Source organism: Klenkia terrae (assembly GCF_900491935.1).
GTDB lineage: Bacteria > Actinomycetota > Actinomycetes > Mycobacteriales > Geodermatophilaceae > Klenkia > Klenkia terrae.
Genome location: NZ_UEXK01000004.1, coordinates 2325031 through 2348680, shown reverse-complemented (window position 1 = coordinate 2348680; position 23650 = coordinate 2325031). Strand labels below are relative to the sequence as shown.

Here is a 23650-nt window from a genome sequence, read left to right as displayed (position 1 = left end):
TCGCCGGTCACCCCGCTCAGTAGCTGGGCGGGGTGACCGCGACCAGGAAGACGGTCGGCCGGTCGCTGTCGTTGACCAGGCGGTGCGGCAGCCGGGAGTCGAAGTAGCAGCTGTCGCCGTCGGTGAGCCGGTGGTCCACGCCGTCGACCTCCACCAGCAGCGAGCCCTCGACGACGACCACGCACTCCTCGGCCGGGTGGCTCCACGGCTGCTCGTGGGACACCCCGCCCGGGCGCAGCTCCCCCCGCAGCACCTCGACCTGGCCGTGCGGCACGGACTTGCGGGCGTAGGACGCGTCCCCGTTCGGCGAGGTGATCGTGGACTCCTCGCCCCGCTTGATCACCGTCACCGCGGACTCCGGCGACGCCGGCTGGAACAGGTCGAACAGCGGCACGGCCAGCACCTTGGCGATCTGCCGCAGCGTGGCCATGCTCGGGTCGGTCAACCCGCGCTCGACCTGGCTGATCAGCGCGGTGGAGACCTCCGCGGCGGTCGCGAGCTCGGCGATGGTCATGCCGCGCTCCACCCGCAGCTTGCGGATGCGAAAGGTCTCCACCCCCCGATTCCACCAGGTCGGCCCCCGTCGGGGGCGCCGACCCCGCACGGCGGCGCCGGGCGGGGGGCGTCCACCGGGCCCATGGTGTTCGATCGGGTGCGTGCCGATCCCGCGCGACGCGCTGCTGGCGGCCGCCCGGGCGGTGGCGGCCGAGGACGAGGACCGCACCGGGGTGGCGATGCTGGTCGCCCTGGTCGACCGCACCCGGCCGGCGCCCGCCGTCGACCCACGGCCCGGGGACGTCGAGCTGGCCGCCGACGTCCAGCAGGCCTGGGAGGTGCTGCGGGCGGCGGACGCCGACGTGACGGTGCAGGACGCGCTGGCGGCGCTGGCCCACCTGCGGCTGCGCCCACCGGCCAGCCGCGGTCCGGCCGGCGACGCCCCGCTGGCGGCGTGGCGGCCGCGCGACACCGACCGGCCCGACGCGGCCGCACGGGACGCCGAGGCCGCCGTGGTGGTCGACGCGGTGCTGCACGGCCGGCACCTGCGGGTGGTCAACTGGCACAACACATCGGCCTCCCACGCGGCGGAGCTGCGGCAGGAGCTGACCTGGTACGCGGAGCGCTTCTCCCCCGTGACCGAGGCCGACCTGCACGCCGCGCTGGACACCGGCCGCTGGGCCGACCCGCGCCCGGGCGTCGTCCCGGCCTTCTTCGACGGCTTCGCCAGCGCCGCGCAGGTCGCCGCCCCGCTGTGCGAGGAGCTCGGCCTGGTCGGCTGGTTCTACCCGCCCACGGAGTTCCTGGACTGCCCGCCCGCGCAGCAGCGCGGCTTCGCCGCCGAGCACGACCTGGGCGTGCTGGACGAGGACCTGGCCGGTGACGCCCCGCTGGCCATGACCTGGGACGCCCTGGCCGACCTGGCCACCCGGCACGTGGTCTGCGGGCACTCGGCCACCCACGCCAGCTCGGTCTCGGTGCGCACCGCGGCCGACGTCGAGCGCCAGGTGCACCGCCCGCTGGCCCGCCTGACCGAGGTCGTCGGGCGTCGTCCAGCCGGCTGGGCCTGGCTGGGCGGCACCCCGTTCGACCCGGCCGCGCCCGGGGACGCGGCGGTCGCCGCCGCCGGGGTGCGCCTGTGGACGTCGAACGCCGCGGTCGAGCGGCTCGCCTGAGGAAACTTGACGCACAAGATCGACTGGTGCGGTGCACAGCCAGCCCTCAAGGTCGGGCCGTGATCAGGTCACAGCTGTCCCGACGGGGATTCCTGGGCGCTTCGGCGGTCGGCGCGCTGGCCCTGGCCGGCTGCGGCACCGGGTTCGCGCTGCAGCGCGGCGACGGCACCGCCAGCCGGGAGGGCCGGCTCAGCTTCACGCTGTGGGCCGGCGAGGCCGAGCTCGCCGCGTTCACCACGGTGGCGGAGCGGTGGACGGCGACCAGCGGCATCCCCGTGGTGTTCAACGTCGTCCCGTTCAGCGAGGCGCTCACCGGCGTGGACGCCAACCTGGCCAGCGACCGGGCGCCGGACCTGTTCCGGGTGACCTACCAGGACATCGGCATCTACGCCGCCGGCGGCGCCCTGCTCGACCTCACCGACCGGCTGCCCGCCGGGTTCGTCGACGGGTTCGGCCCCGCCTTCGTGTCGGCGGTCAGCAACGGGGACCGGGTCTACGGGGTGCCGCACCACACCGACACCTCGCTGGTGCTCTACGACGTCGAGGCGCTGGCTGGCGCCCGCATCCCCACCAGCCTGGACGACGCCTGGAGCTGGGAGGAGTTCCGGTCGATCGCGGCGGACCTGCCCACCGGGGACGCGCAGTTCGCCTTCGGCGTGAACTGGCAGCTGGCCGGGGCGTACCGGTGGCTGAACTGGGTCGACCAGCTCGGCGGCCGGCTGCTGACCGAGGACCTCACCGGGCCCGCGATCGACGACCGGGCCGGCCGGGAGGCCCTGGCCTTCACCCAGTCCTTCTTCACCGACGGCCTGGTCCCGCCGACGACGTCGACCAAGGGTGCCTACGTCGACGAGCTGTTCACCACCGGGACCATCGCGATGGTCTTCGCCGGGGACTTCCTGCTGCCCACCATCGACCCGGCGTTCGTCGCGGCCGGCCGGGAGTACGGCGCGACCTTCCTGCCCGCCGACGAGCGGGCCTCGGCCGACCTGGGCGGCAACGCCGTGGTGGCCACCGCGCAGTCGGTCAACCCCGAGGCGGCCGCGGACTTCCTGGCCTTCCTGTCCGACGACGAGCAGCAGGCGCTGTTCTGCGAGCAGGCCACCGTGCTGCCCACCCGGACGGCGCTGCTGGGCCAGCAGCTGGACTACGCCGTCCGGCCCGACCTCATGGAGCTGTTCGTGGAGCAGGCCACCACCATCACCCCCGAGCTGTCGGCGCAGGTGACGGTGCCGCAGTTCAACGCGGTGAACGCCTCGATGGTCGACCGGCTGGAGCAGGCGTTCCTCGCCGGCGACGACCCCGGCCAGGTGCTCGCCGACCTCGCCGAGGACATCACCGGACGGCTGTCGTGACCACCGCGGCGCCGGCGGCGGTCACCGCACCCGGCCCCGAGCAGCCCACCCCGCCACCGCGGCGGCGGCCCCGGGTCTCCCGCGACGCGGTGGCCGCCTGGGGTCTGCTGTCGCCCAACCTGGTCGTCTTCGGCGTCTTCCTCTTCGTCCCGCTGCTGGCCACGGTCTGGCTGTCGCTCTACTCCTCGTCCGGCTTCGGCCCGCGGGAGTTCGTCGGCGCGGACAACTACGCCGAGCTGTTCGCCGACTCCACGTTCTGGCGGGCCACCCTCAACACCGGCCTGTACGCGCTGCTCACCGTGCCGGTCTCGCTGGTGCTGGGGCTCGGGGTGGCGCTGGCGATGAACCGGCCGCTGCGCGGGCGCGGCGTCCTGCGGGCGATCTACTACGTGCCCTACGTGATCAGCGGCGTCGTCGTCGCGGTGGCCGGGCGGTGGATCTTCAACGAGAACGTCGGCGTGGTGAACCGGCTGCTGCGCTCGGCCGGGCTGGACGGCGTGCCCTGGCAGTCCGACGCGGTCGGGGCCATGAGCTCGCTGGTGCTGATCAGCATCTGGACGAAGGTCGGGTTCTGCATGGTGGTCTACCTGGCCGGCCTGCAGTCGATCCCCAAGGAGTACCTGGAGGCCGCGCAGACCGACGGCGCCGGCCGGTGGACCCAGCTGCGGTACATCGTGGTCCCGCTGCTGAAGCCGACGACGATCTTCCTGGTCGTGCTCGGGGTGATCGAGAGCTTCCAGGTCTTCGACATCGTCTACGTGCTCACCGGCGGCGGGCCCGGCAACGCCACCGAGATGCTGGTGACCTACGCCTACGCCGAGGGCTTCGACGCCCGCCGGCAGGGCTACGCGGCCACCATCGGGGTGGTCACCTACCTGTTCATCGCCGTCCTCACCGCGCTCTGGTACCGCCGGCAGAAGGCCCAGGAGGCGGACCTGTGAGCACCTCGACCTCGACCTCGACGAAGAGAAAGCCCCGCACGCCGCAGCGGGCGGGCGCCGGCTGGGCGTCCTGGCGGGCGGTGGCGCTGGTGGTCGGCGCCCTGGTCATGCTCTTCCCGCTGTACTGGATGGTCATCACCGCCTTCAGCGGCCAGGGCGCGCTGACCAGCGGTCCGCTGCGGTTCTTCCCGGCCGACCCCACCCTCGACGGCTTCCGGCGGGCGTTCGCGCTGCTCCCGTTCAGCAGCTTCTTCCTCAACTCCACCGCGATCGCGCTGGTGGCGATGGCGCTGTCGGTGACGCTGAACCTGCTGGCCGGCTACGTGCTGGCCAAGTACCGGTTCCGGGGCCAGCAGGTCGTCTTCGTGATGATCGTGTCCACGCTGATGATCCCGGTGCAGGTCGTGATGGTGCCGCAGTTCCAGCTGGTCGCCGGGCTGGGCTGGATCAACTCGTACTGGGCGGTGATCGTCCCGCGCGCGGCCGAGGCGTTCGGCATCTTCCTGTGCCGGCAGTTCATGCTCGGCATCCCCGACGAGGTCCTCGAGGCCGCTCGCCTGGACGGCGCCGGGCACCTGCGGATCTTCTGGTCGATCGTGCTGCCGATGAGCCGGCCGCTGATCGCGGTGCTGGTCATCCTCACGTTCATGTACCGGTGGAACGAGTTCGCCTGGCCGCTGATCGTGCTCAACGACCAGCAGCTGTTCACCGTCCCGATCGGGCTGGCGTTCCTGCAGGGCGAGTACGGCACCGACTACCCGGCCCTCATGGGCATGGCGTTGCTGTCCACGCTGCCCGTGCTGGTGGTCTTCGCGATCTTCCAGCGCCAGTTCGTGGAGGGCGTGGCCCGCAGCGGGCTGCGCTGAGGGTCAGCCCAGCCGCTGCGGGGCGTGCCGGGCGGGCTCGCGGTAGAGCGGGTAGAGCTCGCCGACGGTGCGCGCGACGGCGGCGACGTCCAGCCAGGCCGGCCCGCCCACCCGCTCGGTGGCCTCGGGGGTGAGCCGGACCGGGAGCCGGTCCGGCGTCGTCGGCGCCCCGAGCCCGACCAGGTCGGACCCCCGGGCCAGCAGGCGGCGCAGCACCCGCTCGCCGATCCGGCCGTAGGACAGCGTCTCGACCTCCAGGCCGGGCACCAGCACCTTGGCCACGTGCACGTCGCCGACCCGCACCGGCGCGACCAGCAGGTCGAACCCGGCCAGCCGCTCCCGGTGCAGGGCCAGGGTGTCCACGGGGCCGGTCACCGTCGAGGTGGGCAGGTCGGCGTAGGGCACCTCGGTGGTGCGCCGCCAGAGCGGGGCCAGCAGCTCGTCGAGCTCGGCCGTGGTCAGCCGCCCCCACGCCGTCATGGCGGCGAGGGCGCGGTCCTCCTGCGGGCCGAGCGGGACGGCGAGCTCGGCGGCCAGGTAGTCGGGGTGCAGCGCACGCACCCGGTCCAGCGGGCCGAAGGCGAACGCCCGACGCGCGCGGGAGGAGGCCAGCTCCAGCACCGCCTTGCGCACGGCCTCGGCCCGGTCCGGGGCCGCGGCCTCGCCGACCGCGCTGAGCACCACCGGCGGGTCCGCGGCGGCGTCCCGGGCCACCGCGTGCACGACCACGGCGAACTCGGTGCTGTCGAGCTTGACCGTGACCTCGAGCCCCGCGGCGGCCAGCTCGGCCAGCAGCCGGACCGTCTCCGGGTCGTCGATCCCGGTGACCACCCGGCCGGTGTCCAGCGCCCGGAAGTCGACCGTGTCGCCGTCGCGCTGGAGCAGCTCGCCGATCCCGTGCGCCACCGCCCGCTCGGCGGTGTCCCCGGCCCCCATCCCGTTGGTGATCGGGGTGACCAACCAGCCACCCGGCGGCGGTGCCGCGGCGATGCCGCCGGCGTGCGGGGCGACGAACTCGGCCGGGACGAGCACCTCCTCCCCGGTCGCCCACCGGGTGGTCGGCAGCCAGCGCAGCGGCCGGTCGAGGTCGACGTCGGCCCCGGCCGGCAGCACCAGCGTGCGGGGGTCGGCCACCCGGCCGGCGCCGCGCTCGCCGACCAGCTCGCGGTGGCTCGCCGTCCGTGGTTCCACGTGCAACAACGCGTCGTCCAGGAGCACCTGCTCGGCCAGCTCGCCCCAGGCGCCGATCGCCGCCGCCTCGGCGGTCGCGCCGTAGCCGACCCCGTGGCCGGACCGGGCGCCGTCCGCGGACCGCCAGACGGTCGCGGTCACCGGGACGCCGGTCCGGTCGTACGGGCGGAGGTCGAGCTCGGTGGTCGCGCCCTCCGGGAGGGCGGCGCGGTAGGCGGCAGCCGGGTCGCTCACCCGGTCACTGTGCCCCGGGTGCCCCGGTCCGCGCGCGCTCAGCCGCCGCGCTCGTGCTCGAAGATCAGGCTGGTGTTCGTCGCGGCGACCATCGGCTGGGTGGAGATCCGGTCGGTCACGAAGTCGCGCAGGTGGGCGGTGTCCCGGGCCCGGACGTGGACGACGAAGTCCTCGGCGCCGGCCAGGTAGAAGAACTGCGCGACCTCGGGCAGCGACCGCAGCCCGTCGGCGAACGCGGTGAGCTGGTGCCGCGCACCGGGGCGGATCCGCACCGAGACCAGGGCCTGCAGCGGCCGGCCGAGCAGCTCGGGGTCGACGTCCACGGTGAACCGGGTGATGACCCCGTCGGCCACCAGCGCGCGCACCCGGGCCAGGCAGGTGGACGGCGAGATGCCCAGCGCCGCGGCGAGCTGGTTGTTCGGCCGGCGCCCGTCCAGGCGCAGCAGCTCCAGCAGCCGCCGGTCGACGTCGTCCAGCGTTCGGCCGCTCACCGCACCGACCGGTCCCGGCCGCAGATCCTGCGGCTGATCGGCTCTTGCCTGCGCACTTGTTCGACTCCTCTGGCCCGCACCCGCAGTTGGTGGATGGATGGTGGCACGGCTCACCCACCGACCCAGGAGACCCCCGTGCTGATCGGCATCCCCCGCGAGATCAAGGACAACGAGCAGCGGGTCTCCCTGCAGCCCGACGGCGCCGCCGAGCTGGTGCACCACGGCCACGAGGTGCTCGTGGAGTCCGGGGCCGGCGTCGGCTCCCGGTTCTCCGACGAGGAGTACGCGGCCGCCGGCGCCCGGATCGTCGACGACGTGTTCCCCGCCGACCTCGTCGTGAAGGTCAAGGAGCCTGTCCCCGAGGAGTACCACCGCTTCCGGGACGGCCAGCAGCTGTTCACCTACCTGCACGCCGCGGCCGACCGCTCGCTGACCGACTTCCTGCTCGAGCGGCGGATCGACTCGATCGCCTACGAGACGGTGCAGACCCCCGACGGCCGGCTCCCGCTGCTGACGCCGATGAGCGAGGTCGCCGGCCGGATGGCCGTGCAGGCCGCCGCGCACCACCTGGAGAGCCCCGCCGGCGGCGCGGGCGTGCTCATGGGCGGGGTACCCGGCACGCCGGCGGCCAAGGTGACCATCATCGGCGGCGGCGTCTCCGGCACCGAGGCCGCCAAGATCGCCGTCGGCATGCGGGCCATCGTGCGGGTCTTCGACACCAACCCCGCCCGGCTGGCCTACCTGTCCGACGTCTTCGACGGCCGGCTGGACCTGGTGCAGCCCAACCGCTCCCGGCTGGCCGCCTACGTGGCCGACTCCGACGTCGTCATCGGCGCGGTCCTGGTCCCCGGCACCAAGGCGCCCAAGCTGGTCAGCCGCGAGATGATCGCCGCGATGCGCCCCGGCAGCGTCGCGGTGGACATCGCCATCGACCAGGGCGGGTGCTTCGAGACCAGCCGGCCGACCACGCACTCGCACCCGACCTACGTCACCGACGGCGTCGTGCACTACTGCGTGGCCAACATCCCCGGCGCGGTCGCCCGCACCTCGACCCTGGCGCTGACCTCGGCGACGCTGCCCTACCTGGTCACGGTCGCCGACCACGGCGTGCGCGGCGCGGCCCGCACGTCCCCGGTGCTGGCGAAGGGCCTGACCTCCCTCGGCGGGCAGCTCACCAGCGAGCCGGTCGCCGCCGCCCACGGCCTGCCCTGGACGGCGGGCGAGCAGCTGCTGGGGTGAGCCCGGACCTTGACGGGTCGACGCGTGTCCGTCACTCCACGGAGTGATTCCTCAACGCTGAGGTATATCCAGGTGGTTGACGGGCACAAGAGGGCTGCCGCACCGTGGATCTACCCGGTGCAGACAGCCCGATGACGAGGAGCAAGCGTGAACACCTTCGTGACCTGCGCGGTCGTGGAGACCCTGGAGTCGCACGCGTTCGAGCTGGGCCTCGCGCTCGAGCTGGATGCGCCGAGCGGCCTGGTGGTCCGCGAGGACCCGCACGTCCCGGGGGTGTTCTACCTGGAGGCCTGCATCGAGGCCGCCGACGCCCAGCGCGCCCTGGCCCTCGGCCTGCAGACCACGGCGACGCTGACCGCGCAGCTCGGCCTCCCGGCCGAGGTCGTCGAGGTGTCGGTCGTCGGGCTCGACGGCGCCACCAGCTGGCTGGCCGGGGACCCCGTCCCCAGCTCGGTCGCGCCGCCGCACTGACCGCACCGACCCCACGACGACCGGCCCGGGCAGCAGCAGCTGCCCGGGCCGGTCGTCTCGGTGCGGGTGGTCCGGCGCCGGTGGTTCAGCGCCGGTCGGTCAGTGCCGGGACCCGGCGGTGGTCGGGTCCGGGGTGGTGCGCGACCCGGTGACGGCGTGCCCGCCGTCCGCGCTCCACAGCACGCGGTGCAGCAGCGCACCGATCACCGCACCGACGAGCGGGACCAGGACGAACAGCCACACCTGGGACAGCGCGGTGCCGCCGGACAGCAGGGCCGGGCCGAGGCTCCGGGCCGGGTTGACCGACGTGCCGTCCACCGGGACGGCGACCAGGTGGGCCACCACCAGGGCCAGGCCGATGGGGATGCCGGCGACCGCGGCGTTCGACGAGCGGGCCGTGGCGGCCAGCACGACGAGGACCAGCAGCGCGGTGAGGACCAGCTCGACCACGATCGCTCCGCCGATGCCGTAGCCGCCGGCCGAGGCCGCGCCCCAGCCGTTGGTGCCCAGGCCGTCGACGGACAGGTCGAAGGACGGGTCGGCGCTGCGGAAGGCCAGCACGACGCCGGCCCCGGCCACACCGCCGAGCACCTGGGCGACGACGTACGCGCCGGCGGCGGCGGGTGCGATCCGGCCGGCGACCAGCGCACCCAGGGTCACCGCCGGGTTGATGTGGCAACCGGAGATGGGGCCGATCGTGTAGGCCAGCACCAGCAGGCTCAGGCCGAACCCGAGCGCGATCCCCACGGTGCCGGTGTCCGGGGCGGCCACGGCGGTGCCGACGCCCCCGACGACCAGCAGCGCGGTGCCGAGGAACTCGGCCAGCGCGCGGACCGGCAGGGCAGGCTGGACGGTCGCGGTGTCGCTCATGCCGCGCGCCGGGTGCCGGTGGCGGCATCGGTCGCGGTCGCGGCGCCCTTGCGGGCCACCCGACCGGTCAGGTCACCGGCCTTGCGCAGCCCGCGGGACAGCGAGCTGGGGCCGCGGCGGGTCTCCAGCTGCTGCCCGGCGCCGCGCAGCAGGCGGGAGAGCAGGGGGACGGCGACGCTCAGCAGCACCCAGGTGCGCAGACGGCGGGACAGAAAGGCCCACACGGGCTTCCTCCAAGGGGACGGCGACAACAGATCGGATGCGATCGGGTTGCCCGTTACGGTTCCTACGTCGTAAGGGGCCGCCGACCTGCTGTCATTACGCCGTAAGCCCGCCGTTCAAACATCCGGCCGGCTCAGGCCTCCGGCGGGGTCCGCCCCAGGGAGACCAAGAACCGCCGCAGCAGACCCGCCAGCTGGGCCTGCTCGGCGGCGCTGAGACCGGTCAGCATCGCGTGCTCGGTCTCCAGGTGGTCGGGCAGCGCGGCGTCCAGCGCGTCCCGCCCGGCGGCGGTCAGCGTCACCACGACCGCCCGCCCGTCGGCGTCGCTGCGCCCCCGGGTGATCAGGCCCTTCTCCTCCAGCCGGTCAAGCCGCTGGGTGATCGCCCCGCTGGTGACCAGCGCGGTCCGCATGAGGGCCGTGGGCGTGAGCTGGTAGGGCTCGCCGGCCCGGCGCAGCGCCGCCAGGACGTCGAAGGACGGCGCGTCCAGGCCGTGCCGGGCGAACGTCGCCCGCTGGGCGAGGAAGACCTCCCGCTGCAGCTGGGAGATCCGGCCGATCACCCCCATCGGGGCGCAGTCCAGGTCGGGCCGCTCGCGGGCCCACTGGGCGAGGATGACGTCCATCGCGTCGCCGGCGGTCACGCCGGGTCCCCGAGGTCGGCGAGGTGCTCGGCGTAGCTGCGGGGCGGGCGGCCCAGCAGGTCGGTGAGCACCCGCGGGCTGCCGGTGAACCCGTGCGCCCGGTAGTGCTCGAACATCGTCCGCAGGCACCGGCCGGCGTAGCTGTCCTGCTCCGGCGCCCGGGTGTCCACGGCGGTGACCGGCCGGCCCAGGTGCGCCGCCATCGCGGCCGCGACGTCCGGGGCGGTCAACCGCTCGGGGCCGACCGCCTCGAAGGTGCCGCCGTCCAGGCCGTCCTCGGTGAGCAGCACCGCGGCGGCCGCGGCGACGTCGCGCAGGTCCCCCAGCGACTGCGCCTGCCGCACACCCCAGGCGCTGCGCAGCTCGCCGGTCTCGGCCGCGGTGCGCAGCGCGGCGTCCAGGTTGTCGGCGTACGCGCACGGCTGCAGCCCCCGCCACGGCACCCCGGCGGCGTCCAGCGCCTCCTCGGCGCGGTCCTTGGCCGCGTGGTGCGGCATCGCGCGCAGCTGGGGCCGGAGCACCGAGTGGTAGACCACCCGGCCGACCCCGGCGTCGCGGGCCGCGCGGAACGCCGTCGGCGCCCCGGCCCCCTCGGTCGGCTCGAAGTTCGGCCAGATCAGGTACAGGGCGTCCGCATCGGCCAGCGGCAACCCGGCGGGGTCGCCCACCAGGTCGCCGACCACCACCTCGGCGCCGAGGCCGTCGAGCTCCGGCCTCGCCCGCGGCGTGCCGACGACGGCGCGCACCTCCTGGCCGCGCGAGCGCAGCTCGCGGACCACCGCCGTCCCGGTGCTGCCGCCGGCAGCCGTCACCACGATCACGGCACTACCTCAGCGGTGAGCTACCGCGGAGTCAAGCCACCGAGCGGTGCGCGCACGAACCGGCCTCGGCGCGCACCGGCGAGACGGCGGTCGTCAGCCGGACCGTGAACCCGGCAGCGGTCTGCTCGGTGTCGACGTGGTCGCACAGCTTGCGGGCCAGCCACATGCCCATCCCGCCCCGGGACAGGTCCTCGCCGTGGGCCGGTCGGTACCCGGCCAACCGCCCGTCGAAGGTGTGCCCGCCGTCGGAGATCGTCACCACCACCCGGTCCGCATCGGCCCACACCCGGGCCGACACCTGCCCGCCGCCGTGCCGGAAGGCGTTGGCCGCGATCTCGCTCGCCGCCAGGTGGGCGTCGTCGTCGGCCGCCGCGCTGCCCAGCCGGCCGACCAGCGCGTCGCGCAGCCGGTGCCGCAGCGCGGGGAGGGAGGTCGCGGGGTCGACGACCAGCACCGGGACCGTCCGCTGCACCGGCTCCTCGGGGACGGGGAGCTCCGCGGCCAGCTCGGCCGGGGAGCGGTGGCCGGGGACCGGGCGCACCTCGCCGCCGACGAGCTGCTCGGCGTGCACCAGCAGGGCCTGCGCGAGCACCTCCGGCGGGGTGGTCCGCCGGTCGTAGACGCACAGCGAGGCCATGCCGCAGTCGGTGAACACGTGCTCGTGGGCGAGCTCGCCGCGGACCCGCTCGTCCCAGACCCGCCGGGACCGCTCGCGGACCTGGCCCAGCATCCGCAGCCGGCGCCCCTGCCCGACCGCCGTCGCCAGGAACCGGGACTGCGCCTCGATGGAGTCCGGCTCGCGCGGCGTCGAGGGCCCGTGCTCGTAGACCTCGACACCGGGCACCGCGTCGCGCACCAGGGCAGCGGTCCGCGGGGCCAGCAGGGCCACGGTGAGGTCGCCCTCGGCGATGCCCTCCCGCAGGTAGGGCAGCACGACGGCGAGGAGTTCGTCGTCGGTCTCGACGACGGCGATGCGGTGGGTGCGCACCGCGGTGTGACCGAGCACGTCACCCCCTACCCAGACCGGCCCCTGTGACCGGACCCCGACATCATGGAGCATCCGCCGTGCACAACGCACCAAGGGGTGCGTGACGGGGGGCACCCCCGTGCCGGCCAGCGCGTCCTCAGCCGGTGCCGGCGCCCCCGGCGTGTCGCGCCCGACCGGCCAGCGCGTCGAGCTCGGCCCGGCCGAGCCCGGTGGCCGCGGCGGCCTCGGCGCCGTCCAGCGCGCCGCAGTCGACCCCGCGCAGCACCACCGACGCCAGCGCCCGGGCGGTCGCCGGCTCGTCGAGCACGCCGCCGTCCACCCGGGAGACGTAGGCCGCCAGGCGGGACCCGGCGGCGGGCAGCGCGGCCCGGAAGAAGGCGTAGGTGGCCGTGTACCGGGTGACCAGCTGGGCCGGGTGCAGGTCCCAGCCCTGGTAGAAACCGCGCTCCAGGGCGCGGCGGACCAGCCCGGCGTGCAGCTGCCAGCCCGCGTGGACCTGCTCGCGGGAGCCCACCGGCAGCACGTTCGTGGAGCCGTCGACCGCCCGGGCCCCGGTGCCGGCGACCGCCACCTGCATGGTGGCCTTGGCGTGGTCGGCGGCCGGGTGGTCGCTGGCCTGGTGCGCCGCGGCGATGCCCAGGGACGCCGAGTAGTCGTAGGTGCCGTAGTGCAGCCCGGTCACCCGGCCACCCCCGGCGTGCAGCATCGCGGCCAGGGTCGCCGCGCCGTCGGCGCCGAGCACCGCCTGCGGCGTCTCCACCTGCAGCTCCAGGTCCAGGCCGAGCCCGTGCGCCTGCTCCAGCGCGTCGAGGACCGGCAGGAACGCCGCGACCTGCTCCACCGCGGTGACCTTGGGCAAGGTGACGACCGCGCGGCCCCGACCGGCCAGGCCGGCCAGGAAGAGGTCCAGCGAGCGGACGCCGCGGTGCCGGGTCGGGCCCTCCAGCGACTTGGCCCGGGTGCCCCAGAAGGGCGGCAGCACCGGCTCGGCGGCCAGCACCCGCGCCGCCGTCCGCACGTCGTCGTCCTCGCGGTCGGGCGGGCCGCGGTAGCCGTCCTCGCTGTCGACCCGCAGGTCCTCCACGGGCTCCCGGGCCAGCTTCGCCCGCACCCGGGGCAGCACCTGCTCGACGAGGGCGGGGTCGAGCCCCAGGTCGGGCAGGCCGTGCTCGTCGAGGGCGGCCAGCGCCCGCTCGCCCCAGGACGCGACCAGCCCGGGGACGACGGCGTCGGCCGGCACGTAGCAGGTGTGCACCGGCTGGCGGGTGGACCGCTCCCCCGGGTAGGCCGCCGCCCGGGCGTCGTCCACCGGCCCCAGGCGCCGGTCCAGCTCGGCGTAGTGCTCCGGACCGAGCACTAGTCGATGAGGGTGTAGGCGGGGAGGGTCAGGAAGTCGGGGAACTCGTCGGCCAGCGCCACCTGCTCGAACAGCCGGCGGGCGTCGTCCACCCGGTCCAGGTCGCCGATCCCGGCGACCTCCTCCTCGATCACCCGGTGCACCAGCTCGGCGGTGACGGTCTCGCCGGTGTCCAGCACGACGCCGGTGCGCAGCCACTGCCAGACCTGGGAGCGGGAGATCTCGGCGGTGGCGGCGTCCTCCATCAGGCCGTGGATGCCGACCGCGCCGTTGCCGGCCAGCCACGCGGCCAGGTAGCGGATGCCGACCTCGACGTTGGCCCGCAGCCCCGCCTCGGTGCGCTCACCGGGGACCCCGGCGACGTCGAGCAGCTGCTCCCGGGTGACGTGGACGTCGTCCCGCTGCCGGGTGAGCTGGTTGTCGGCGTCGCCGAGCACGCCCTCGAACACCTCGCGGCAGATCCCGACGAGGTCGGGGTGGGCGACCCAGGACCCGTCGAAGCCGTCGCCGGCCTCCCGGGTCTTGTCCTCCCGGACCTTGGCCAGGGCGCGCTCGTTGGCCTCGGCGTCCCGGCGGCTGGGGATGGCCGCGGCCATGCCGCCGATGGCCATCGCGCCGCGGCGGTGGCAGGTGGCCACGAGCTGCTCGGTGTAGGCCCGCATCATCGGCGCGGTCATCGTCACCGCCGAGCGGTCGGGCAGCACGAAGTCCGGGCCGGCGTCCCGGAAGACCTTGACCACGCTGAAGAGGTAGTCCCAGCGGCCGGCGTTGAGCCCGGTGGCGTGCTCGCGCAGCTCGTAGAGCATCTCCTCCATCTCGAAGGCGGCCGGGATGGTCTCGATCAGCATCGTGGCCCGGATCGAGCCGCGCGGGATGCCGAGCTCGCGCTCGCAGTGCACGAAGACGTCGGCCCACAGCCGCGCCTCGAGGTGGGACTCCATCTTCGGCAGGTAGAAGTAGGGCCCGCTGCCGCGCTCGAGCTGCTCCACGGCGTTGTGGAACAGGTACAGGCCGGCGTCGACGAACGCGCCGACCACCGGGTCGCCGTCCACCAGCACGTGCCGCTCGTCCAGGTGCCAGCCGCGCGGGCGGGGCACGATCGTGGGCAGGACGGCGTCGGGGCGGACGGCGTACTGCTTGCCCTCGGGGCTGGTGAACGACAGCGACCCACGGACGGCGTCGCGCAGCACGAGCTGGCCGGTGACCACGTTGTGCCAGTGCGGGGTGTTGGCGTCCTCGAGGTCGGCCAGCCAGACGTCGGCGCCGCAGTTGAGCGCGTTGATCGCCATCTTCGGCTCGGTCGGTCCGGTGATCTCCACCCGGCGGCGCACCAGGCCCGGCGGGGGCGGCGGGACGGACCATTCACCCTCGCGGACGTCGGCGGTCTCCACCCGGAAGTCCAGCGGCTCGCCGTCGGCGATGGCCTGCCGGCGCAGCGCGCGGGTGGCCAGCAGCTCGTCGCGGCTGGCGCCGAACAGGTGCTGCAGCTGCCCGACGAACTGCAGGGCCTCCGGGGTGAGCACCTCCGCCGACCGCTCGACCTCGGGACCGATCACCTGGACGTCGACCACGCGCACTCCTTCGATCGGGGTTCTGGTGCTGGCATCCTCGCAGCCGTGGACCTGTCCAGCTTCTCCGCAGCGAGCCTCGACGAGGTGACCGAGGCGTTGCGCGCGTGCAACGCCGCCCGGTCCTTCGCCCCCACCGTCGCCGCCGGCCGGCCCTACCCGTCGGTGGACGCCCTGGTGGCGCGGGCGGGCGAGGTGTCCCGGGCACTCCCGTGGGACGAGGTGGCCCAGGCGTTGGCCGCGCACCCGCGGATCGGCGACCGGGTGTCCGGGGACTCGGCGGAGGCCGCATCGTCCCGGCGCGAGCAGTCCTCGATGTCCTCGGCCGCCGACGACGTCCGGGACGCGTTGCTGCAGGGCAACCGGGACTACGAGGACCGCTTCGACCACGTCTTCCTCATCCGGGCCGCGGGCCGGACGCCGGAGGAGATGCTCGCCGAGCTGCGCCGCCGGCTGGCGCACCCGCCGGAGCAGGAGCGGCCCGAGGTGCTCGAGCAGCTCGCCCAGATCACCGAGCTGCGGGTCCGGGGGCTCGTCTCGTGAGCGTCTCGACGCACGTGCTGGACGCGGTGCTGGGTCGGCCCGCGGCCGGGATGGTGGTGCAGCTGCTGGTCGGGGACGAGCTGCTCGCCGAGGGCGTCACCGACGCCGACGGCCGGTTCCGGCTGGCCGACCGGGACACCGGCACCGGCACCCACCGGGTGGTCTTCGGCACCGGCGCCTGGTTCGCCGAGCAGGGCCGGGAGACCTTCTACCCGTCGGTGACCCTGGAGTTCTCCGTCGTCGACGGGACGGCGCACCACCACGTGCCCCTGCTGCTGTCGCCCTTCGCGTTCAGCACCTACCGAGGGAGCTGAGGACCACCATGGCCGAACCCCGTCCGCCCTTCCCGCCCTTCGACGCCGCGAGCGCCGCGGCCAAGGTGCAGGCCGCCGAGGACGCCTGGAACAGCCGAGACCCCGAGCGGGTGAGCCTGGCGTACAGCGAGGACACCGTCTGGCGGAACCGCGACCGGTTCCTGACCGGCCGGGCCGAGGTGGTCGCGTTCCTCACCGACAAGTGGGCCCGGGAGCTGGACTACGCGCTCCGCAAGAGCCTGTGGTCGTTCACCGACGACCGGATCGCCGTGCGCTTCCAGTACGAGTGGCACGACGCGGACGGCCAGTGGTGGCGCAGCTACGGCAACGAGCTGTGGGAGTTCGACGAGCAGGGCCTCATGCGCCGTCGCGAGGCGAGCATCAACGATGCCGCCATCGCCGAGGCCGACCGCCGCATCACCGGACCCCGCCCCGAGGCCGATCGGGGCCGGGACATCCCGCTGCGCTGACCGACGTTCCACGTGCAACACCGCTGACACACCGATCGGAGAAGGTGCGCCCATGGCGATCGTGCTCGGACCCAACCAGTACGGGAAGGCCGAGGTGCGGGTGGTCGCGGTCGACCGCTCCACCCCCCGGCACACCCTCGTGGACCTCAACGTCAGCTCGGCGCTGCGCGGGGATTTCGCCGGGGCGTTCACCGACGGCGACAACAGCCACATCCTGGCCACCGACTCGCAGAAGAACACCGTCTTCGCCTTCGCCCGCGACGGGATCAGCACGCCCGAGGAGTTCGGGCTGCGGCTGGCCCGGCACTTCGCCGGCAGCTACGACTGGATCACCGGCGCGCGGATCGGCATCGAGTCCTTCGGCTGGGACCGGATCGCCGTCGGCGGGCAGCCGCACGACCACGCGTTCCGCCGGGCCGGGGGCGAGGTGCGCACCGCCGTCGTCACCGCCGACGGCGACGACCTGCACGTCGTCGCCGGGCTGTCGGACCTGGTCGTGCTGAAGACCACCGGCTCGGAGTTCTGGGGCTTCCCACGGGACGCGTACACGACGCTGCCCGAGACCCGGGAGCGGATCCTGGCCACCGCGGTGACCGCCCGCTGGCGCTACACCCGCACCGACCTGGACTTCGCCGCGGTCTACGACAGCGTCCGGACGACGATGCTGGAGACGTTCGCCTCCCTGCACTCCCTGGCCCTGCAGCAGAGCCAGTACGCGATGGCCACCGCGGTGCTGGAGCGGCACCCCGACGTCGCCGAGGTGCGGATGTCGATGCCCAACAAGCACCACTTCCTGCAGGACCTGTCCGCGTTCGGCCTGGACAACCCGGACGTCGTCTACCACGCCGACGACCGCCCGTACGGCCTGATCGAGGGCACCGTCCTGCGCGACGACGTCCCCGCCGCCGAGGTCGCCTGGGAAGGCACCCCCGGCTTCGTCTGACCGCCCTCCCCCGCAGCGTTGATCAGGGGGGTGCCGCATCGTCCGTCCTCCTGCGCCAGATCTGGCGCAGGAGGACGGAGTTCGGCGCACCCCCCTGATCGACGCTGGGCCCCCACGGCTTCGATCAGCTGGGTTCAGCTGGAGCCGTCCTGGCTCACCGGCGCCGGTGAGCCAGGACGGCCACCGGTGAACCCAGCTGATCCACGCCCGGGGACGCTGGGGCGCACGCGGTGCTCGGGGGGCGGTGCGCACGGTTACGGTTCACCCGTGCGGGACGCAGGGGGGATCGGCCGACCCGGACCCGTCCGGCGTCCCCGCGCCGTGGACGTGGCCGCCCGGGCCGGCGTCTCCGTGGCCACCGTGTCCTTCGTGGTCAACGGCAAGGCCGAGGGCCGGGTCTCCCCCGCCACCCGCCTGCGGGTCCTCGACGCGATCGCCGCCCTGGGCTACGTCACCGACGCCTCCGCGCGCGCCCTGGCCACCGGCCGCCGCCGGCAGGTCGCCCTGCTCGCCCACGACATGACCAACCCGTTCACCGCCCAGGTCGCCGCGGGTGCGGCCACCGGCATCGCCGAGGCCACCGACGGCACCGGGCACCTGCTCCTGCTGCTGGCCGCGGGCCTCGACGAACCCGACGTCGAGCCGGTCGGCGCGGCCACGGTGGACGGCGTGCTCATCAACTACCCGGGCACCCTCCCGGCCGGGCGGCCCGACCTGCCGGTGGTGCACCTGGACGACCCCGCCGCCGGCGGCCACCAGGTGTCCCTCGACGTCGCGGTCGGCGCCCGCGAGCTGGCCCGGCACCTCGCCGACCTGGGCCACCGGCACGTGGTGCACCTGGACAGCAACCGGCCCTGGTCCACCTTCGCCGAGCGCCGGGCCGCCTTCGCCGACGAGTTCGCCCGGCTGGTCCCCGGCGCGGTGGTCACCGACGACCGGTGCGACATCGACCTGGCCGCCGCCCGGGACCACGCGGCGCAGCGGGCGGAGGGCTGGCGGCGGTCCGGCGCCACCGCGGTCGTGGCCGCCACCGACGTGCAAGCCCTCGGCGTGCTGGCCGGGCTGCACGGGGCCGGGGTCGCGGTGCCGGGGCAGCTGTCGGTGGCCGGGTTCGACGACATCCCCTTCGCGGAGGTGTCAGCGCCCCCGCTGACCACGGTCGCGCTGCCCGCCCGCGAGCTCGGCCACCGCGGCGCCGTGCTGCTCGCCCAGGTCATCGAGGACCCGGCAGCTCCCCCCGGGGAGCCGGTCGTGCTGCCGGCGCACCTGGTGGTCCGCGGCAGCACCGGACCGGCGACCGACCTGATACGGTGACGTTAAGCGCTTAACCGTCCCAGGAGGAACCGTGCTGGTCTGCATCGGCGACGTCGTCGAGGACGTCGTCGTCTGGACCGACGGACCCCTCCGCACCGGCACCGACAACCCCGGCCGGGTCGTGCGCACCCGCGGCGGCAGCGCGGCCAACGTCGCCGTCTTCGCCGCGGCCACCGGGGCGGCCAGCCGGTTCGTCGGCCGGGTCGGCACCGACGCGCTGGGCGCCGCGCTCACCACCGACCTGGAACGGGCCGGGGTCGAGGTCCGGGTCCAGCGGGCGGGCCGCACCGGCAGCATCGTCGTCCTGGTCGACCCCTCCGGCGAGCGCACGATGGTCCCCGACCGCGGCGCGGCCGCCGAGCTGGCCGACCCGCCGCCGTCCTGGGTGGCCGGTGCGTCCGTCGTGCACGCCCCCGCCTACGCCCTGGCCACCCCGGGCCCGGCCACCGCGGTGCGCACGCTGTTCCTCGCCGCCCGGGACACCGGTGCGCTGACCAGCATCGACGTCTCGTCCGTCGACCTGGTGACCCGGTTCGGCGCCGATGCGCTGCGCGCCGCGATCATCCGGTTGGTCCCCGACGTGCTGATCGCCAACACCGAGGAGTCGGCCGCGCTCGGCCCGGTGCCCGGCGTCGCGACGACGGTGGTCAAGGCCGGCGCGGCGCCCACCACGGTCACCGGCCCGGACGGCGCCGTCGTCCGGGTGCCGGTCGACCCGGTGGCCGGCGTCCGCGACACCACCGGGGCCGGCGACGCCTTCGCGGCCGGCTTCCTCCCCGCCTTCGCCCTCGACCGCGACCCGGTCGCGGCCTGCCGGGCCGGCCACGCGCTGGCCGCCCGCGTCCTGCAGCAGCCGGGCGCGAACCTCACCCCGGACCCCACCGTCGAACCCTCGGGAGCACCCGCATGACCTCCACCGCCGCACGCATCGGGCTCGTCGTCGCCGACGAGGTCGCCACCGCCCTGGCCGAGGGCCGCCCGGTCGTCGCCATGGAGTCCACGATCTTCTCCAACCTCGGGCTGCCCGCCCCCGGCAACCGGGAGGCCTTCGACCGGTGCGAGGCCGCCGTCCGCGCCGGCGGTGCCGTGCCGGCCGTGACCGCCCTCCTCGACGGTCGTCCGCGGGTCGGGCTGACCGCCGACGACGTCGACCGGGTGCTCACCGGCAGCTCCAAGGTCGCCGAGCGCGACGTCCCGGTGGCCATCGCCCAGCGCTGGGCCGAGGGCATGACCACGGTGTCGGCCTCGGTCGCGCTGGCGCACGCCGCCGGCATCGAGGTCTTCGCCACCGGCGGCATCGGCGGGGTGCACCGTGGGGTCGACACCACCGGCGACATCTCCGCCGACCTGGACGCCCTGGCCAGCCACCCGGTGGTCACCGTGTGCGCCGGCGCCAAGGCGTTCCTGGACCTCCCCCGCACGCTGGAGCACCTCGAGGCCATCGGCGTCCCCGTGCTGGGCTGGCGGCACGACTGGTTCCCGGCCTTCTACTCCCGCTCGGTCGGCCTGCCCGTGCCGCACCGCGTCGAGGACGCCGCCACCGTGGCCGGCGTGCTGCGCGCCCGGCTGCGCGAGGACACCGGCGTGCTGCTCGGCGTGCCGATCCCCGAGGCCGCGGAGATCCCGGCCGAGGAGATCGAGGCCAAGATGCTGCGCGCGCTGGCCGCGGCCGCCGAGGCCGGCGTGACCGGCCCCAAGGTCACCCCGTTCATCCTGGCCCGGATCGAGGCCGAGACCGACGGCGAGTCCATTCCGGCGAACCTGGCCCTGGCCGAGAACAACGCCGCCGTCGCCGCGGAGGTCGCCACCGCGCTGTCCGCCCTGCGGTGACAGCATGTCCGGTGTGACGGCACCGGAGCGGGAGACGCTCACCTACGAGATGTTCGGGACGGCGGGCCGCGACCTGGCCCAGCAGGTCGCCGACGACGGCTTCGAGCCCGACCTGATCCTGGCCATCGCGCGCGGCGGACTGTTCCTGGGCGGGGCGCTGGGCTACGCGCTGGACGTGAAGAACCTCTTCGTGATGAACGTGGAGTTCTACACCGGCGTCGACGAGCGGCTCGAGCTGCCGGTGATGCTGCCGCCGAACCTGGACCGGGTGGACCTGACCGGCGCGAACGTGCTCATCGCCGACGACGTCGCCGACACCGGCAAGACGCTGGAGCTGGTGCGCGACTTCTGCACCGGCTACGTCGCCGAGGTCCGGTCCGCGGTGGTCTACGAGAAGCCCCGCTCGGTGGTGAAGTGCGACTACGTCTGGAGGCGCACCGACGCCTGGATCGACTTCCCCTGGTCGGTGCAGCCCCCCGTGGTCAACCGGCGGGGCGGCCTAGCCCACTGAGACCGGGGCGGTGCCGAAGGCGACGTCGAAGCGGTCGCACCAGACCACCACCGAGGTGAGCCCGGCCAGGTCGACGTCGGCGGGGATCGGGTAGTTCTGGTTGCCGTTGGTGGCCGTCAGGTCGCCGAGCTCGACGAACCGGCCGTCGTCGTAGCTCCCCCACTCCCCGCCGCTGGGCCGGTCGGTGAGCCACACGACGACGTCGGGACCGTCGGAGGTGGCGAAGTCCTCCAGCCGCAGGAACCGGCTGCCGTCGGCCAGCTCGATGATCCGGGCGGTGCCGGTCGTGGCGTGCTCGCCGTCCTCGAAGGCACCCGCGGCCAGCTCCACCGGCTCGGCGGGCGGGGCGGGCCGCCGACGCCCGGCCCGGCGTCGGCGCGAGGTCGGGCTGGAGCACCGGCTCGACCACCACGGGCAGCGCCTCGTCCACGGTGCTGCTGGTCCACAACCGCCACGGCTCGAAGACCAGCAGCGCGGCCACCACCCCCACGACGACCAGCCCACCCAGCAGCGCCAGCACCGTCCGTCTGCTCATGCCGGCACAGCCTGGACCTGGTCGGCCCCCGGCGTCTACGGCTCCCCGAGCAGCAGCCGGGCCACCGCGGCGGCCTCGGCGTCGTCGTCCCCGGCCCGGCGCAGCCAGGCGGCGATCGGCCCGGCCAGCGCCGGGGAGAGCGTGCTGATCCAGCCGGCGGTGCCGGCCCGGGCCTCGGCGACGTGCTGGGTGCCGCCGTCCGGGAGCTGCGCGACGACCTCCGGGCGGGGGGCGAGCAGGCCGCGGGGGGTCCACCGGCCCGGCGTCGTCCGGGCGGCGAGCTCCTCGAGCAGGTCGGCGGACCGCCGGCGGTCCGCGGCGGCGCTCACGACCCCCGCCGGATGCCGCCCCCGCCGGGCTTGGTGGAAGCGGTGACGGTGAACTTCGGGTCTCGCGAGACCTGGCGGGTGGGGCCGACGATGCGCCGCAGCGCGTCCCGGTGCGGCAGGTGGGAGTTGTAGACGCACAGCAGCTGGCCACCGGGTCGGAGCACCCGCGCCGCCGCCTCGAACAACCGCTCGGCGATCCCGGCGTGCACCGTCGTCCCCTGGTGGAAGGGCGGGTTGCAGGCGACCAGGTCGACGCTGCCCGGCGCCACCCCGGCCAGCGCGTCGTCGCGCACCACGGTCACCCGGTCGGCCACCCCGTTGGCGGCGGCGGTGGCCCGCGCGGAGGCCACCGCGGCCGCGGAGGCGTCCGACGCCAGCACGTCGAACCCGGCCCGGGCCAGCGCGACGGCCAGCACCCCGGTGCCGCAGCCCAGGTCGACCGCGGTGCCCGAGCCCTGCTCGGGCAGCGCGCGCAGCAGCGCCCGGGTGCCGATGTCGACCTTGGTCCCGGCGAACGCGGCGCCGTGCGCGGCGACGGTGAGTCCCAGGTCGGCGTGCTCGGCGACCCGTGGGAAGGACGAGGCGCCCGGTCGCGGTCCGGTGGCCACCAGCACCCGCGACTTCTGCCGGGCGAGGGTGGCGTGAACGGCGTCGAAGGAGTCGGCCAGCACGCCGTTCATCGCGTGCGTCATGTGCTTGACCCGGCCGCCGACGTACAGCGTGACGGAGGGGTCCGCGCCGGCGGCGACGGTCTCGGCGATCTCGCGCAGCGCGTCCAGGGACTTGGGCGCCTGCACCAGCACGACCCGGGCGCCAGCGGCGTCCAGCACCGGCAGCACCTGGAAGCCGGTCACCCCGGTGCGCTCGGCGTTGGCGGCCAGGGCCAGCTCGGCGACCCGCTGGTCGGTGTGCACCCGGACGCCGGTGGCGCCGTGCAGCGCGATCGCGCCGAGGGTCAGCGCACCGTGCGTGTCGTCGACGGTCAGCACGCCTTCGGGGTGCGCGGCGATGCCGGCCGCGGCCTCGTCGAGCAGCAGCCGGTCGGTGGCGTCCACCGCGACCAGGTCGGGCGCCTCGACGTCGGGGTACCGGGTCAGCTGGTCGAGGAAGGCGTCAGGCACTCGGCCCACTCTGCCCCACCGGTCGTCGTCCCCCTGCACGGAAGTCCGTCCTCCTGCACCAGATCTGGCGCAGGAGGACGGACTTCGGGGCACCCCCCTGATCGACGCTGGGGGGTGGAGGTGTCTCAGACGCCGGTGAGGCCAACCGGGCAGCTGACGCCGGTGCCGTTGACCGGGCAGTAGCCGTGGGGGACCTTGTAGAGGTACTGCTGGTGGTGGTCCTCGGCGTAGTAGAAGTCGCCCAGCGGCAGGATCTCGGTGGTGATCGCGCCGTAGCCCGCGGCCTTCAACCGGGCCTGGTACTGGTCGCGCGAGGCCTCGGCGGCGGCCTGCTGCTCGGGCGAGGTGACGTAGATCGCCGAGCGGTACTGGGTGCCGACGTCGTTGCCCTGGCGCATGCCCTGGGTGGGGTCGTGCTCCTCCCAGAACTCCTTGAGCAGCACGTCGTAGGAGACGACGGCGGGGTCGAAGACCACCAGCACGACCTCGGTGTGCCCGGTGCGCGCCGAGCAGACCTCCTCGTACGTCGGGTTCGGGGTGAAGCCCCCGGCGTAGCCCGCGGCGGTCGAGTACACGCCCGCGTGCTGCCAGAACACCTTCTCCACGCCCCAGAAGCAGCCAGCGCCGAAGACCGCGGTCTGCATCCCCTCCGGGAACGGCGGCTGGATGCGGTTGCCGTTGACCGCGTGCAGCTCGGGGATGTGCGGCAGCACCCGGGACCGGCCCGGCAGGGCGTCCTCCGCGGTGACCGAGCGCGTCTTGGCACGGGAGAAGAACGACATGGCCCGAATGTAGGACCGGCCCGCAACCCCG

28 protein-coding genes are annotated in these 23650 nt (G+C 74.8%); 14 read left to right on the top strand and 14 right to left on the bottom strand.

What is annotated here, in order from left to right; all coding sequences use genetic code 11:
- Window positions 1–16: 16 nt before the first annotated feature.
- Window positions 17–556 (bottom strand): helix-turn-helix domain-containing protein, encoded by a 540-nt coding sequence (locus tag LFA75_RS11975; RefSeq protein WP_225233864.1) that lies wholly within the window; start codon window positions 554–556, stop codon window positions 17–19.
- 100 nt (window positions 557–656) lie between these two features.
- On the opposite strand from LFA75_RS11975, the gene LFA75_RS11970 reads away from it, so the two are divergent.
- From LFA75_RS11970 to LFA75_RS11955, 4 genes are read left to right on the top strand one after another with little or no spacing between them, the layout of a single operon-like run.
- Window positions 657–1670: a polysaccharide deacetylase family protein gene (locus LFA75_RS11970; RefSeq protein ID WP_225233863.1), complete on the top strand. Its 1014-nt coding sequence runs from the start codon at window positions 657–659 to the stop codon at window positions 1668–1670.
- Between the two features lie 59 nt (window positions 1671–1729).
- Window positions 1730–3025, top strand: a complete 1296-nt coding sequence (locus LFA75_RS11965) for an ABC transporter substrate-binding protein (protein ID WP_225233862.1) — start codon at window positions 1730–1732, stop codon at window positions 3023–3025.
- Entirely contained in the window at window positions 3022–3966 is a 945-nt protein-coding gene (locus tag LFA75_RS11960; RefSeq protein ID WP_225233861.1) for a carbohydrate ABC transporter permease, read from the top strand. Before LFA75_RS11965 ends, LFA75_RS11960 begins: the two co-directional genes overlap by 4 nt.
- Window positions 3963–4832, top strand: coding sequence for a carbohydrate ABC transporter permease (locus LFA75_RS11955; protein WP_225233860.1), 870 nt, complete (start codon window positions 3963–3965; stop codon window positions 4830–4832). Before LFA75_RS11960 ends, LFA75_RS11955 begins: the two co-directional genes overlap by 4 nt.
- A gap of 3 nt (window positions 4833–4835) precedes the next feature.
- Here the strand turns inward: LFA75_RS11955 and LFA75_RS11950 are convergent, their stop codons facing one another.
- Window positions 4836–6257 carry a YcaO-like family protein gene (locus LFA75_RS11950; RefSeq protein ID WP_225233859.1) on the bottom strand — a complete coding sequence of 474 codons (1422 nt, stop codon included), beginning with the start codon at window positions 6255–6257 and terminating at the stop codon, window positions 4836–4838.
- A gap of 38 nt (window positions 6258–6295) precedes the next feature.
- Window positions 6296–6748: an Lrp/AsnC family transcriptional regulator gene (locus tag LFA75_RS11945; protein WP_225233858.1), complete on the bottom strand. Its 453-nt coding sequence runs from the start codon at window positions 6746–6748 to the stop codon at window positions 6296–6298.
- Between the two features lie 135 nt (window positions 6749–6883).
- Between LFA75_RS11945 and ald the strand changes: the two genes are divergently transcribed.
- Window positions 6884–7987: an alanine dehydrogenase gene (gene ald / locus LFA75_RS11940; protein WP_225233857.1), complete on the top strand. Its 1104-nt coding sequence runs from the start codon at window positions 6884–6886 to the stop codon at window positions 7985–7987.
- 147 nt (window positions 7988–8134) lie between these two features.
- Window positions 8135–8458, top strand: a complete 324-nt coding sequence (locus LFA75_RS11935) for a hypothetical protein (RefSeq protein WP_225233856.1) — start codon at window positions 8135–8137, stop codon at window positions 8456–8458.
- 99 nt (window positions 8459–8557) lie between these two features.
- On the opposite strand, the gene LFA75_RS11930 is transcribed toward LFA75_RS11935, so the two are convergent.
- From LFA75_RS11930 to aceB, 7 genes are all read right to left on the bottom strand, one after another.
- Window positions 8558–9328 carry an aquaporin gene (locus LFA75_RS11930; RefSeq protein ID WP_225233855.1) on the bottom strand — a complete coding sequence of 257 codons (771 nt, stop codon included), beginning with the start codon at window positions 9326–9328 and terminating at the stop codon, window positions 8558–8560.
- Window positions 9325–9552 carry a hypothetical protein gene (locus tag LFA75_RS11925; protein ID WP_225233854.1) on the bottom strand — a complete coding sequence of 76 codons (228 nt, stop codon included), beginning with the start codon at window positions 9550–9552 and terminating at the stop codon, window positions 9325–9327. The genes LFA75_RS11930 and LFA75_RS11925 overlap by 4 nt, the downstream gene beginning before the upstream one ends.
- Window positions 9553–9683: 131 nt before the next feature.
- Window positions 9684–10193: a MarR family winged helix-turn-helix transcriptional regulator gene (locus tag LFA75_RS11920; protein ID WP_225233853.1), complete on the bottom strand. Its 510-nt coding sequence runs from the start codon at window positions 10191–10193 to the stop codon at window positions 9684–9686.
- Window positions 10190–11014, bottom strand: a complete 825-nt coding sequence (locus LFA75_RS11915; protein ID WP_225233852.1) for an SDR family oxidoreductase — start codon at window positions 11012–11014, stop codon at window positions 10190–10192. The genes LFA75_RS11920 and LFA75_RS11915 overlap by 4 nt, the downstream gene beginning before the upstream one ends.
- A gap of 31 nt (window positions 11015–11045) precedes the next feature.
- Entirely contained in the window at window positions 11046–12020 is a 975-nt protein-coding gene (locus LFA75_RS11910) for an MEDS domain-containing protein (protein WP_225233851.1), read from the bottom strand.
- 118 nt (window positions 12021–12138) lie between these two features.
- Window positions 12139–13359, bottom strand: coding sequence for a DUF6986 family protein (locus tag LFA75_RS11905; RefSeq protein WP_225233850.1), 1221 nt, complete (start codon window positions 13357–13359; stop codon window positions 12139–12141).
- The gene (gene aceB / locus LFA75_RS11900; RefSeq protein WP_225233849.1) at window positions 13359–14930 is read right to left on the bottom strand and encodes a malate synthase A; all 1572 of its coding nucleotides are present in this window, start codon (window positions 14928–14930) and stop codon (window positions 13359–13361) included. The genes LFA75_RS11905 and aceB overlap by 1 nt, the downstream gene beginning before the upstream one ends.
- A gap of 45 nt (window positions 14931–14975) precedes the next feature.
- Between aceB and uraD the strand changes: the two genes are divergently transcribed.
- The 8 genes from uraD to LFA75_RS11860 all read left to right on the top strand — a co-directional run bounded on the left by uraD (window position 14976) and on the right by LFA75_RS11860 (window position 20852).
- Window positions 14976–15470 (top strand): 2-oxo-4-hydroxy-4-carboxy-5-ureidoimidazoline decarboxylase, encoded by a 495-nt coding sequence (uraD, locus tag LFA75_RS11895; protein ID WP_225233848.1) that lies wholly within the window; start codon window positions 14976–14978, stop codon window positions 15468–15470.
- Window positions 15467–15784: a hydroxyisourate hydrolase gene (gene uraH / locus LFA75_RS11890; protein WP_225233847.1), complete on the top strand. Its 318-nt coding sequence runs from the start codon at window positions 15467–15469 to the stop codon at window positions 15782–15784. Before uraD ends, uraH begins: the two co-directional genes overlap by 4 nt.
- 8 nt (window positions 15785–15792) lie before the next feature.
- Window positions 15793–16254: a nuclear transport factor 2 family protein gene (locus LFA75_RS11885; protein ID WP_225233846.1), complete on the top strand. Its 462-nt coding sequence runs from the start codon at window positions 15793–15795 to the stop codon at window positions 16252–16254.
- Between the two features lie 52 nt (window positions 16255–16306).
- The gene (gene pucL, locus LFA75_RS11880) at window positions 16307–17197 is read left to right on the top strand and encodes a factor-independent urate hydroxylase (RefSeq protein ID WP_225233845.1); all 891 of its coding nucleotides are present in this window, start codon (window positions 16307–16309) and stop codon (window positions 17195–17197) included.
- A 267-nt stretch (window positions 17198–17464) separates the two neighbouring features.
- Window positions 17465–18511, top strand: a complete 1047-nt coding sequence (locus tag LFA75_RS11875) for a LacI family DNA-binding transcriptional regulator (RefSeq protein WP_225233844.1) — start codon at window positions 17465–17467, stop codon at window positions 18509–18511.
- Between the two features lie 31 nt (window positions 18512–18542).
- Complete coding sequence (locus LFA75_RS11870; protein ID WP_225233843.1) at window positions 18543–19421, top strand: PfkB family carbohydrate kinase; 879 nt, start codon at window positions 18543–18545, stop codon at window positions 19419–19421.
- Window positions 19418–20341: a pseudouridine-5'-phosphate glycosidase gene (locus LFA75_RS11865; protein WP_225233842.1), complete on the top strand. Its 924-nt coding sequence runs from the start codon at window positions 19418–19420 to the stop codon at window positions 20339–20341. The genes LFA75_RS11870 and LFA75_RS11865 overlap by 4 nt, the downstream gene beginning before the upstream one ends.
- Window positions 20342–20354: 13 nt before the next feature.
- Window positions 20355–20852 carry a phosphoribosyltransferase gene (locus LFA75_RS11860; protein WP_225233841.1) on the top strand — a complete coding sequence of 166 codons (498 nt, stop codon included), beginning with the start codon at window positions 20355–20357 and terminating at the stop codon, window positions 20850–20852.
- On the opposite strand, the gene LFA75_RS11855 is transcribed toward LFA75_RS11860, so the two are convergent.
- From LFA75_RS11855 to msrA, 4 genes are all read right to left on the bottom strand, one after another.
- Window positions 20841–21182, bottom strand: coding sequence for a DM13 domain-containing protein (locus tag LFA75_RS11855; protein WP_225233840.1), 342 nt, complete (start codon window positions 21180–21182; stop codon window positions 20841–20843). The genes LFA75_RS11860 and LFA75_RS11855 overlap by 12 nt on opposite strands.
- Window positions 21183–21422: 240 nt before the next feature.
- Window positions 21423–21716 (bottom strand): hypothetical protein, encoded by a 294-nt coding sequence (locus tag LFA75_RS11850; protein ID WP_225233839.1) that lies wholly within the window; start codon window positions 21714–21716, stop codon window positions 21423–21425.
- Complete coding sequence (locus LFA75_RS11845; protein WP_225233838.1) at window positions 21713–22837, bottom strand: class I SAM-dependent methyltransferase; 1125 nt, start codon at window positions 22835–22837, stop codon at window positions 21713–21715. Before LFA75_RS11845 ends, LFA75_RS11850 begins: the two co-directional genes overlap by 4 nt.
- Window positions 22838–22962: 125 nt before the next feature.
- Complete coding sequence (gene msrA, locus LFA75_RS11840; protein WP_225233837.1) at window positions 22963–23619, bottom strand: peptide-methionine (S)-S-oxide reductase MsrA; 657 nt, start codon at window positions 23617–23619, stop codon at window positions 22963–22965.
- Window positions 23620–23650: the final 31 nt, after the last annotated feature.